General features: G+C 56.3%; 7 protein-coding genes. 1 reads left to right on the top strand and 6 read right to left on the bottom strand.

The window, feature by feature from the left end; translation table 11 throughout:
- Positions 1-47: 47 nt before the first annotated feature.
- The 3 genes from corA to GC165_11230 are packed head-to-tail and all read right to left on the bottom strand — an operon-like array spanning position 48 to position 6,066.
- Positions 48-1,013, bottom strand: a complete 966-nt coding sequence (gene corA / locus GC165_11240; GenBank protein MBI1333439.1) for a magnesium/cobalt transporter CorA — start codon at positions 1,011-1,013, stop codon at positions 48-50.
- Positions 1,013-4,363, bottom strand: coding sequence for a DUF1080 domain-containing protein (locus tag GC165_11235; protein ID MBI1333438.1), 3,351 nt, complete (start codon positions 4,361-4,363; stop codon positions 1,013-1,015). Before GC165_11235 ends, corA begins: the two co-directional genes overlap by 1 nt.
- A gap of 32 nt (positions 4,364-4,395) precedes the next feature.
- Entirely contained in the window at positions 4,396-6,066 is a 1,671-nt protein-coding gene (locus GC165_11230) for a hypothetical protein (protein MBI1333437.1), read from the bottom strand.
- Between the two features lie 120 nt (positions 6,067-6,186).
- Here GC165_11230 and GC165_11225 point away from each other — a divergent pair, with 120 nt between their 5' ends.
- Positions 6,187-6,783 carry a hypothetical protein gene (locus GC165_11225; GenBank protein ID MBI1333436.1) on the top strand — a complete coding sequence of 199 codons (597 nt, stop codon included), beginning with the start codon at positions 6,187-6,189 and terminating at the stop codon, positions 6,781-6,783.
- Between the two features lie 50 nt (positions 6,784-6,833).
- On the opposite strand, the gene GC165_11220 is transcribed toward GC165_11225, so the two are convergent.
- From GC165_11220 to GC165_11210, 3 genes are all read right to left on the bottom strand, one after another.
- The gene (locus GC165_11220; protein ID MBI1333435.1) at positions 6,834-8,030 is read right to left on the bottom strand and encodes a glycine C-acetyltransferase; all 1,197 of its coding nucleotides are present in this window, start codon (positions 8,028-8,030) and stop codon (positions 6,834-6,836) included.
- Between the two features lie 234 nt (positions 8,031-8,264).
- Entirely contained in the window at positions 8,265-9,281 is a 1,017-nt protein-coding gene (locus tag GC165_11215) for a hypothetical protein (GenBank protein MBI1333434.1), read from the bottom strand.
- 47 nt (positions 9,282-9,328) lie between these two features.
- Entirely contained in the window at positions 9,329-12,091 is a 2,763-nt protein-coding gene (locus GC165_11210) for a Bacterial alpha-L-rhamnosidase (GenBank protein MBI1333433.1), read from the bottom strand.
- Positions 12,092-12,097: the final 6 nt, after the last annotated feature.

The raw sequence follows: 12,097 nt of genomic DNA, 5'->3' as shown, positions 1-12,097 counted from the left end.
CAGCCCACCAAAACCTGGTCCCTGCCGAAACGGAATCCAAGCCGATCCTACAACCAGCCCTTTCGCCTAAACAGCCACAGCACAAACAAGCTGGACACGACCATCAGAATGATCGAGTACAAATATCCGAACGCCCAATCTAGTTCAGGAATCTTGAAGTTCATTCCATACACGCCCGCGATCAATGCGCTCGTCATCAAGACGGTCGAAATGACCGTCATCTTCTTCATGACCTCGTTCAGGTTGTTCGACACCGTCGATAGATGGATGTCCAAAAGTCCAGTCAGAGCGTCGCGGTTCGTGTCGACAAGCTCCGTCAGCCGCAAAACGTTATCGAACAGGTCGTGATAATACGGCGCCATCGGCTCCGTCACGAAGTCCAGTTCGCGCCGAAGCAAAGAGTTCATGACGTCGCGAAACGGCCCCAATCGCCGCCGCATATACAGCATCCGACGCTTGATCGCCAAAAGCTCTCGCATCTTGTGCGTGTCGCCTTCGTAGATCATGTCCGACACGCAGTCGACTAGGTCCTCGATCGCGTCCAAACGCGGGAAATAGTCGTCCAGAATGGTGTCCAGCAACGCGAACACGAGGTACCCCACCTCTGGTCGAGACAAACTCATTCGCGTCGTCCACCGCTTGATGAGGCCCAGCAGGCACGGAATCTTGTTGTGCGAGATCGTCACCAAGGTCTCGCCCTTCACAAAAAAGCCGACTTCGTCGTAAACTTCCTCCTCACCCTCTTGGCCTACGATCGCCGGAGCAACAAGAAACACATGGTCCTCAAACTCTTTCAGTTCAGGCCGCTCGTCTCGCCCAACCGCGTCTTCGACGCCCACCGGGTGGAACCCGAAGTCATTGAGAAGCATTTGGGCGCTCTCGTGCGGATCCTCATCGAAGATATGAATCCAAGTGACCTCGGTTCCTTTCCGAAAGCGCTCTAGCGCCGTGGGATAGTCGATTTCGTGAATCGACTTATCCTCGTTGATCGCTAGAGCCTTCGTTTCAACCATTACAGTTTTCGGATTCGAATATTTCGGAAAGCGACCGTGTCGCCGTGGTCCTGCAGAGCGATGTAGCCCGTCGAGAACTTCGCGAAGTCTGCCCAGTCCTTGAACTTGCTCTTGGCAAGTCGTTCCTTGAAGTCAGGCGAATCCTTTTCGTATTCGACCACCTTCACGCCGTTCAGCCAATGCTCCACATGGTTGCCCTTGCAAATGATGCGGACTCGATTCCATTGGTCCGCCGGAAGCACAACCTTCTGCGTCGGCGCATACAGGCCGTACGCCGATCCCGCCGACGTCAGCGGGTTCTTGCCGTCGTTGTGGCGAGCGTTGTCCAAGACCTGCATCTCGATGCCCGTCTCGAAAGTCGCGCCCTTCCCTTCCTGCACGTGGTACATGATGCCCGAGTTGCCGCCTTCGCTGATCTTCCACTCCATGCGGAGTTCGAAGTCGCCGTACTGCTCCTTGGTGATGATGTCGCCGCCTTCGACGCCCGGCACGTAAGCCAGCACGCCGTCGGCAATCACCCATCCCTTCGGCAGGTCCTTGCGGTTGTAGCCTCGGAAGGCGTCCATGCTCGAACCATCAAACAGGAACTTAAAGCCCTCGGCCTTCTCCTCGGCGCTCATCACGCTGTAGTTGGCAACCGTCTTCGCCGGGCTAACCTTTCCGGTTCGGTTCGGAACCGAGTTCACCGTGCTCCAGGCCTCCGTCGACCACATCAGGTCGCCGTTCGCCGCCTGAAGCTCAGACGGCATCTTGAAGTAAAGAACATGGTTGGGTTGGACGCCATCGAATTCCAAGAAGATCTTCTTGCGATCTTTGGAGATCGTCAGCGACTTCACCGGCAGTTCTTTCTCGTCCACTTTCGGGCCGCCGTAAGTGTTCTCCGGCACGTACGTCCACGTCGAGACAAAGAAGTCTGACAAGTAGTAAGGCAAGCCATTGTCGAGAAGCGGCTCGGTCAATTCGATCTCCGCGCCGTTCTTCGCCGGGCGAACCGCCAGCATCTCAAACGTGGTCTTGCCGTTGTAGGTCAGGCGTTGCAGTCCGTACCGCTCCTTCCCTTCCTGGCCCCAGTTACCGGTCGAACCGATACCGCCGACGTAGACCGACTTATCCGGGCCGATGATGACGCGATTGATGCCCGCTTCCAAGCCCTGAGTTAGACGGAACGCTGTACCCTGGAGCCGGCCGTTGACGTTCTCCATGTACACGCGCTTGAGACCGCCGTGCGTCACGTCGCCGACGATCATCTGCCCCTTGTAGGGTCCGTAGTCAAACGATGCCGGCTGGCTGGTCGAGTTTCCGATTTCGCCCTGCGGGAACCAGCAGATCGGCAGAACATCCTTCGTATTCTTCATGCCGTCCGGATCGACCGACCGGTTACCGTAAAATGCCCCCGGCGTCAGCTCTAGAAGTTTGCACGACGGAAGCCAGTCGCCCTGGTTGTCCGTGATGAAGATTCGCCCCTTCGCGTCCTTCGAGATGCCGTTGGGCGTTCGCAGGCCCGAAGCCACGAACTGGTAGTCACCGGTCGTCGCGTTCACCTTGATGACGCGTCCCCGGTCGAAGTTCTGCTTCTCAGTACTACGTCCCGCCGCGTTCATGCCGATGGCCAATGTTCCGTAAAGGTAGCCTTTGTCGTAGACCAGACCAAACGAGAATTCATGGAAGTTCTCGGTCACGCCAAAGCCGTTGCAGAGGCAATAATACTCGTCGATGATCCCGTCGCCGTCCAGGTCGCGTAGACGAGTCATTTCGCCTTTCTGGAACACGTAAATGTCTTTGCCAACGATCTTAATTCCGAGCGGCTCCGAAAGACCGGTTGCGATCTTCTTGACCTTCACCTTCGACGGATCACCCGTCTCGGTTCCGCTAACCTCATAAACCGCACCGTCTGGATCCCAGGTACACATGACCATTCGCCCATCGGGATAGAAGTCCATGCCGCCAACCCGAGGATTGAAGTCCTTCGGTCGCGGGGTCGTCAAGTCGAACGACGGGTGAACGTCCAAGAGCGGACGGCCGTCACCTGGTCGTTGCGGGAACAGCGAGTCGATAACCTTCTTGTTTCCAGGGCTCGTGACTCGAACCTCGTCCGCCAATGTTTCAAACGCATCGGCGGGAACCACATCCCAGTTGGCGTCGCCCGGCTTCTTCCACTCCAATTGCAGGAATGAATCCGGCGTGTTGTTAAAGTACTCCAGCTTCATCGGGTGCGAACCGGCGTCGAGCTCTAGCGAACCTTCCTTTGCCACCGCCTCATGCACGCCGTCGTTGTCGATCACCTTTTCGCCACGGATTGTCAGTCGTGAGCCGTCATCCGAACTGAGGCGGAACAGGTAAAGGCCCGGCTTCTTGATCTTGATCCAGCCGGAAATGTCGACGTACATCTTGCCCTGCAAGCCAAAGTCGTCCGATCCGAAGAAAAGAATCTGGTCGATCTTGCGGCTCACGTTCGGCGTCTGGTTTGGCACCAATCGCGGGATGAAGAGCAAGGCTCGATCCAACTGGTAGCCGCGGTAGGCCAAGCCTGCTTCGCGTACGTCGGACTCCTGCTCCTTCTTCTGCTGGTCCTGACTTCCCCCTTGTGGCGAGATCGAAGCGTAAAGCTCCTTTGAGTCGATGACCGTCTGAAGAGCGCCCGGAGCCGGGTCCATCAGAGCATCGACCGTCGCCAAATTGCCGCTGAATTTGAACTCATTCTTGCCGTTTTCGACCGAGTATGTGCCACCCGACGGCAGGAAGTGCTTAAACGTCCCGTTGGCATTACCCAACGCCACCTCGAACGAAAGCGAACCCATCGTCGCCCCCTTGAACCCGTCGGCTGTGTAGTCACCGACGCTGAATTGCCGCCGCAAGCCAACCGGCTTGCCGTCGCTCCAAAGGAGGGTCGGGGTCTCGTTGACCCGAACCGTCTTACCGCCGACTTTGAAGTCGTACTGAAAGTGAACGATGTTTCGATCCTTCAGATCGAAACGATGGCCGCGATACCGCGGCTTGACGCTCTGCGCCTTTCCATCGACGAAGACCGTCCAGGCCTCATCCGTCGTCGATCCTTGCTCGATCGCCGGGCCGTCAGTCGTCGGCTGTGGGCCGTGCACCGTCGTGTAGACCGCTCCATCGAACTTGACCTCGCCCTTCCAGAACTTATAGAGGCCACAGTTTGAGGCGTCGTAGCTTAGCCAGTAGCCCGGACCAAGGGCCAACGTAGCCATCCGGGGAAAGTGGTCCAAAACGCATCGAAACACCCACACGTCGCGCGAAGGCTCATTCTTCGCGACCAGGTCGGCGTGGACTTTAGCATTGGCAGAGGAAGCTAGCAGGAGCGCAACGCAAGGCACAAGCAAGGGCATCCCCCTAGTTTCTCACAAACCTACCAGCAGAATCACCTGATATTAAAGTACTTTGCTTCAGGGTGGTGAACAATGATGGCGCTCGTGCTCTGCTCCGGGTTCAGCATGAACTCCTCGGTTAGCTCCACACCGATGTCCTCCGGCTGAAGCAGTTCGAAAAGCTTGCTCTGGTCTTCCAGGTTTGGACACGCCGGATACCCAAACGAGTACCGCGCACCATGGTATTTCGCGCTGAACAGGAGCCTCATATCGTCCGGCTCTTGGTCGGCGATTCCCATCTCCTGCCGTACCATTTTGTGCCAATATTCGGCCAACGCCTCCGCCGTCTCAACCCCCATGCCGTGCGTGAAAAGGTAGTCCTGAAAGTCCCCTTTCTCAAACAGCGCTCGCTCTTGCTTGCTGACTTCCGCGCCGACGGTCACGATCTGAAAACCAACGGTGTCTGGCGCTTCGCCGACCGGTCGGAAGAAGTCGGCCAAACAAAGCCGACGCCCGTCCCGCTGACGCGGGAAAGAGAACCGTAGCCGCTCAGTCGCCGCATCCTCCTGATAGATAATCAGGTCATTGCCCTCGCTGTTACACGGGAAGTAGCCCCACTTCACTCTCGGCTGAAGCACACTCGCAAGTTCGCGACACATCCGATCAAAGATCGGATCGACGTTCTCCTTCAGCCATTCGTTGAACTCAAGATTGCCCATCCCCTCTTGTCGTTTGAACTGCCATTGGCCGCGGTAAAGAGCGATCGGATTGATGAATTTGTAAAGTTCGAAGATGCCAAATCGAGTCTGCTTTTTGGCACCATAGAATGGCAGAGCCGGACTTTCGGCCAGTGGCTGAATTTCGGACCGAACGCCATCGAACACGTACAAGTCCTTCTCAAGCGCATCCAGTCGGTGCGAGGTCACTCGCGGCGCAAACTCCTCTTCCCCACTTTCGTCGGTCTCGGCAGTGAAATCAATGTCATTGACCGACTCCATCAGCCGAAGCCCTTCGAAGGCGTCCTGTGCGTAATAAACCTTTCCTCGGTAGATCGACCGAAGGTCCTCCTCAACGTAAGCTCGCGTCAGCGCCGCGCCACCAAGAATGACTGGATAGTGATGGAGGCCCCGCTCGTTCAGTTCGAGAAGGTTGTCGCGCATGATCAACGTGCTCTTCACCAAGAGGCCGCTAAGGCCGATCACCTGGCAATTGCCGCGCTGGGCTCCCTCGATGATCGCCGAGATCGGCTGCTTGATGCCGATGTTCACAACCCGGTAACCGTTATTAGAAAGAATGATGTCGACCAGGTTCTTGCCGATGTCGTGAACGTCACCCGCCACCGTTGCCAGCAAGACCGATCCCTTTTCCGATCCTTCGGTCTTCTCCATCAGGGGTTCGAGGAATCGAACCGCCGTCTTCATCACCTCTGCGCTTTGCAGAACAAACGGCAACTGCATCTTGCCCGATCCGAAAAGTTCGCCGACGGTCTTCATACCGTCGAGGAGAATCTCGTTGATGATATCGAGCGGCGAATATGTCTTCAGCGCCTCTTCCAAACGGGATTCAAGGTTCTTTTTCACCCCGTCTACGATGTGCTTTTTAAGCTGGTCCTCAATGGACAAACCTTCGAATGCGTCCGTGCCGGAATCGCTGATCCGAACGTTCTCGAACCGCTTCATTAGCTCGATCAGCGGGTCATACGTCACTGTTTTCTCATCTGGCATCGGTTCCCTAAAGGGTACCAGACTCACTTGAACCTAAATTTTCTTGCGTCGAACGAAACAAATCACGTACAATTCACGCATCCGTAACGGAGTATGGATCGTCCGTTTCGTAGGGAGAAAATGAAAGTCCTAAAATATGCAATCGTAGTAGGGGCGGCACTTGGAGCTGTTTCTGCCAATGCTCAGTTTGGAGCAGTTTCGAAGTCTGACCTGGCCTCCAGCAGCACCAAGCAGGGTCTGTACATCAACTACAGCCCGTTCGCTCGGTACACCGTCAATGGCGGCGGCTCTTCCAACGGCTATGTCGTCTCGTTCGAGAAGGCCGTTAGCGAGAGCGCAAAGGGTCCTGGTGTCTTCGGTGGCATGTTCTCACGAGCTGCCGGCGCCAACATCTGGGACTTCACCTATCGACAGTACATTGAGTCCGACGCATCGGTCGGAATCGGCGTTCTCGGCGGTGATGGATTCAACGGAAAGAACGACTTCACGTTCCTTTACTTCAAGGACATGGCCACCCAGGGCGAAATGCCTCTCAACTGGCAGCTTTGCGGCGGTCTGTACTACGACTCGGTCGACAAGTCCACCAACCTGATGGCTGGCGTGAAGGGCTCGTACCATGTTTCGAGCGAAGTCAGCATTGACGCCGGTTTCCTGTACCTCCACCGAGGCGGTAACTCAGGCAACCTCGTCACAGTTGGCGTTGGCTTCCGCGTCTAAATTCGAAAACGGATCAAGTTGAAGAGAGGGCTCGATTGAGCCCTCTCTTCTTATTTCAGCTTGTCGCGAACCCGCTTGAACGCCTGAAGCGCAAAATCGAGGTCTTCCTGAGTATGCGCTGCGCTCGGCATCGTGCGCAATCGAGCCTTACCTCTAGCAACCGTTGGAAAGACGATCGCAAGGGCATAGACGCCCTCATCCCAAAGCATCTTCTCCATCTGCTGGGCCTTCCCTTCATCGCCGACGTAAACCGGCGTAATCGGAGTTTCGCTACCCATCGTGTCGAAGCCTTCCTCGGCCAGAGCCTTCTTCCACCAGTTAGCGTTGTCCCAAAGCTTCTTCATCGGCTCAGGGTCGGTTTGCATGATATCCAGCGCCGCGATCAGCGCCGCCGCAACCATCGGCGGGTGCCCCGTGCTGAAGAGATACGGTCGGCCGCGGTTGATCAACCACTCCTTCAGGTTCTGCGATCCCGCGATGTATCCGCCCATGACGCCGAGGGCCTTTGACAAGGTTCCGAGTTGGATGTCGACTCGACCATAAAGGTTGAAGTGCGACGTCGAGCCGGCGCCGTTCTTACCCAGTACGCCGCTGGCGTGGGCATCGTCCACCATCACGAACGCGTCGTACTTCTCGGCCAGTTCGACGATCGCAGGCAACGGCGCGATATCGCCGTCCATCGAGAACACGCCGTCAGTGATGATCATCTTCTTGGCAAAGCCTTTCTCGTTGGCTCGCTTCAGACAGTCCTCAAGCTGGTCCATGTCCTTATGGCCATAAACCCAGCCCGCCGACTTCTTGTACTCAGCTGGACTAAGGCGCACGCCATCAATGATCGACGCATGGTTCAACTCGTCGCTGATGACCACGTCCTTATCGGTCAAAACTGCAGGAATGCACCCGGAGTTGGCCGTGAATCCACCGGTGAAAACCAGAACAGCCTCCGTATGCTTGAACTCGGCCAGCTTCTCTTCCAATTCCTGGTGAACCGTCATCGTGCCGCCGATCCATCGGACCGCACCTGCGCCGACGCCCCACTTCTCGATCGCATCGAGGGCAGCCTGGCGCACTTTCGGGTGGTTCGCAAGTCCCAGGTAGTTATTGCTAGAGAGGTTCACGACCTCCTTGCCGTTCATCCGAACGCGGCCACCGGCTGGCGATTCGAGAATCTTCGGCACCTTGTACAGGTTTTGGTCGCGGAGGACTTGGAGTTGGTCGGAGAGCCAGGTTTCGAACCCAGGATTCATGCCTCAAAGTTTACTTGAGAGGCTGTCCCGACCGCTTTACCGGGTTTGTCTCGGCAAGTCTGCCAGGTTTAGGTTTCTGAACTCAAAAACCTCACAAACCGCTTTATACTCAACCTGTCTCCGATGGAAATTGGAGGGTTTTGGTTCTTATGTTGAATTTTCTTCGTTCGAAGGTTTCTCGATACGCCCGACTCTACGTGGCGGTCAAAGGCACGCGCCGAATTCTGAAGTAGGCTACTCGCCCACCCAGGCGCGCATCTGCCGCTTAAATTCGGCGTACGCCTTTCGAGGCGTACCATCGGACTTCCTCAGTCCCAGCGTCCCCAGGTAGCTGCGGAAGTTGTCGTCCTTGAATTGATAATACTGCTCGAACATGTCGAGCATTTGGTTGGGATAGTCGCCCTGCATGAAGTAGTTGGCGAAACTGATCTTGCTTCCCCGCTGCTTAAGCTGGTCGAATACTTTGGCCACAAACTGAGCCTGTAGGTCTTCACTGCTTTTGTTGGACTCCCCTGCCGGGCACCCAACTTCCGTCAGGAAAAGCGGCTTTGATCCCGCGACTGCCAGCATCGAATCGAAGTGCCTGCCCACATCCTCCATTGGCAGAACCTGGAAAGTCTGATCCAACGGGTAGTACGTCATCATCGTCACGTCGAACCCAGACTGAATCTGCTTCACCAAATCGGGATGGCGTTGAAGGCCGTCAAAACTTGTAATCATGCCGATCGGCGCCTTAACCCCCGCCCCCTTTAGGAACGCGCGCGTCGTCTTGACCAACTCCATGAAGCTCGGTAACTCGTCAGGATGATTGTGGAAGTACACATCCACCTCGTTGCCCAATGCGATCGCTTTTGTCTGCTTCGGCAGGAGCGGAATCACTTGCTGAAGCATGTCTTCCCAGTGCTTCACGACCTCCGGGTCGTCGAACTTTCGCGTCGCATAGGCGATCGGAACCGATTTCACGCTTGTATCGACGGCCTTGATGCACACCACAATCGAGTCGCCGCCGATGAACTTTGCCATGCCAAGAGCATCCTGCATCGCTTTCGCATTGAACGGCTGATCATTCTCCAAATCGCTCCACTTGACGCTGACGTAGGCTCCCTGAACCTCCAATCGAATCTCGTCGCGCAGGGCGTCGAGCATGGTTTCTTCCCCCAATGGCTCGCGCGGCATTGCCGACAGCGCAATCGAAGGTTTGCCAGTCTGCAACGAGGCCAGGGCAAAGGCGGCAAAGATGGGAGCGATCATGGTCTCACCTACGATTCTAAGCCTTTTCCGGTTTTCGGCGGGGACTTTCAGTCCACCTTTTCGATTTCGTAGATCAGCCTATTCTCCGCGTACGGCGAGAGCCGGAATTCGACCAGGGACATCTCGGTAAGGTCGGTCGAGAACTCATGACCACGGTCCCGGAATGGTAACTCAAGTGGCGTCGAAGTCCGGATTGTGAGTGGCATTCCCGACGGTTTGATGAGACGGCAAACGTAGTCGTCCAAGCCCAGATCTGCCTTGAAGCATAGCTTGCCGAACGGAGTCCAGCTATGAATATCGATGGACCTCAGACTGCCCATCTGCGGTCGAATGAACCAACTTCCATCAGGATTCTGACCGGCACCAAGCACCGCTTGGTGCATCGCGATGGTCGGGGCAACGGCGCAATGACTCATCTGATCCTTCCCACCCGGAACGGCGTTCCACATCTCCTGAATCGTGGTCGTCTGCCGAACCGAGGCCATCGTCGCCCATCTCGTCATCAACTCGTCGATGATCAGATCAACGCGCCCGATTCTTGCCAATGCCCAATGCCGCCAAACCGAATTCGCCGGATAGCCGATGCCAAGCGACTTGGGTTGGCGGACCAGTAGGTCGATGGCCTTGGTCAGGTCGGGAGCGATCTCGATACCGTGCGCGTGGAGCCAAAAGAGGTGCGAAATCGACCGGTCACAGTACCGCGCCCCGCGGGAGGCGATTTCGTAACGGTTGTTGATGAAAGCGCCCACTTTGTCATGCCAGAACTGACGTCGGATCGCATCGATTTCCAAGTCCAAATTCGGCGGCTCACCCTCAATCCAGCCCAGCATCACACGCATCTGGAGAGCGTAGAGATTGAAGGCCAGTTTCTTGTGCGCTTGCTCCTGGAAGGAGTCATGATCTAGCCACACCGCTTCGGTACCAAGGTCTTCGACCCTAAGCAAGCCATCCAGCCCCGTGATGGTCTGAAGATAATCCATGAACCGCACGATGCGGTCCCGATTCTCTTCGTACGGTTGGCGCTCACCGGTTTGCAACCAGTGGTTAATGTGCTCGATCACGAACCCGATGGAATGATCCACCAGCGGTCCCCAATTGGTCAGCCCCAACTGGCGTTGGGCTAAGCGAGCGTAGCGGTCATAGGCCGGCCAGGAGTCAAACCACACGCCGTTCTCCATTTGCCCATAGCCAAACTGCCGAAGGAAGCGACGAGAAATGGAGATGTTTCCGTGTGCTTGGCGCACGGCATGAAGCTGGTGGGCGCAGTCCCCGGCGTACTGCTGTCGCTCGCGCGCCATGCCATCCACGACAATGTCTTGGGCCGAATTCTTGAGGGTCAGATCGGACGCCACCATCAGCATTTGCAGGCGCGGATTATCGACCTCGAGTCTTTGGGCGTGGTTAGTGAGCAGTACACGCCGCCGGAAAGAAACACTCGGTCTACTCATACTCTTGCCGGGCGGGACTTCGACGTGAAGCTGGATGTACTTACAAGCTTCGTAGTCAAAGGGCTCGTACCTGCTCTGGTCGGGGCTCAACCGGAACCGAGTCCAAGCAAAGAACTGTGTATCCAACAACGTCTGATCGTCGGACCGACTCTCCTGGCAGATCAGTTCGATAATCGCGCCCTCGGGTGCCTTCGAGCAAAATACTTCCGGCCAGCCGATCATCAGGAAAGGCAGTTCGTAGGTGAGCAGATGGCATCCTGGCCCCAACCGTTCGGGAGGTTCGCTACGCGAGGTCTCCATCAGCCCCGGCACACGAAAGTCGAACCAGTCGTTCGGATTTCCCTTCCAATTGACTCGGAAGTACTCGAAGAGTGGGGCGTGCAGTTCTTCCTCCACCATCATCGGGATCGACCGGCCGATCAGCGTCGAGCCCTTGGTTTGGGCAAGGGCGATGTCTTCCCCGTAGGAAGGGTACGGACTAGCGATCGCCGCCGCATTTCCTGGCGTCTTCAACTCTTCGGCGTCGTACCAATAGAGGTCTGTCGCATAATTTGCAAAGTTCCAGCCGTGCCAGAACTTCGACGCGTCATAGTCCTCCTGCAGAGCGCGCAGATACCAGCGCTTTGCGCGGCCAGGCGTCCGTGAACGATCGACCGAGCACTTCCACGTATTGTCGCTCGCGATCACTTCCCTTCCAACGTTCACACGGAAAATCAGTCCAGGCTTGCCTGTTGGCCATGTGCCATCGCCTTGCCCGTAGAACAGCACGTGCACACCGATCACATTGGTCCCTTTCTTCAGATAGCGGGCGATATCGACTGGGTCGGCTTCGGCATGGCGAGGGTCGTGCGGTGCCGGCCCAAATTGGATGCGCTCGCCGTTCACGTACAGAACATAGCGGCTATCGGCCGCAATCCACCCTCGGGCGAACTTTGGAACCTTTTCAAGTTCGAATTGCTTGCGGAACATCACGAACGTGCATGGCAATGTGCGCTCGGATGGCAACCAAATCCACTTGGCGGGCGCAATCTTAAATTCCCCTTCTTTGGTTTCGGGGTCGTAGCCTTCGAGGAGCGGCTCAGTCTCCCACGTGGTCAGTTCTGGCATGGCCATGACGAGTTCTAAATCGTGGTTATATACTATCGGTGTCATTTTTAGGATTCGCTTAAGCGTTAAATGGGTCGAAGAAATCGCAATCCAACTCTGGATTCCCGGTTCTCGGATAACGGTTAACGGTGTACGGGGCGCCCCCGTCACGCGGTCGTCACGAGGGGCAGTTATAGTGGCAGGAAGGTTGGAGCGATCCTCACAACCAACCAAAATGGCAGCAAATGCTGTTAAGTCCTTGGGCCAGGCTCTCATCAGCCT

The organism is Armatimonadota bacterium (assembly GCA_016125185.1).
GTDB lineage: Bacteria > Armatimonadota > Fimbriimonadia > Fimbriimonadales > Fimbriimonadaceae > Fimbriimonas.
This window is presented reverse-complemented; position numbering and strand designations above follow the sequence as displayed.

Bases quoted from the DNA above. Each gene is read 5' to 3' on its own strand.
- GC165_11230 (MBI1333437.1), bottom strand. From the start codon at position 6,066: ATGCCAGATGAGAAAACAGTGACGTATGACCCGCTGATCGAGCTAATG.
- GC165_11210 (MBI1333433.1), bottom strand. From the start codon at position 12,091: ATGAGAGCCTGGCCCAAGGACTTAACAGCATTTGCTGCCATTTTGGTT.
- GC165_11235 (MBI1333438.1), bottom strand. From the start codon at position 4,363: ATGCCCTTGCTTGTGCCTTGCGTTGCGCTCCTGCTAGCTTCCTCTGCC.
- GC165_11225 (MBI1333436.1), top strand. From the start codon at position 6,187: ATGAAAGTCCTAAAATATGCAATCGTAGTAGGGGCGGCACTTGGAGCT.
- corA (MBI1333439.1), bottom strand. From the start codon at position 1,013: ATGGTTGAAACGAAGGCTCTAGCGATCAACGAGGATAAGTCGATTCAC.
- GC165_11220 (MBI1333435.1), bottom strand. From the start codon at position 8,030: ATGAATCCTGGGTTCGAAACCTGGCTCTCCGACCAACTCCAAGTCCTC.
- GC165_11215 (MBI1333434.1), bottom strand. From the start codon at position 9,281: ATGATCGCTCCCATCTTTGCCGCCTTTGCCCTGGCCTCGTTGCAGACT.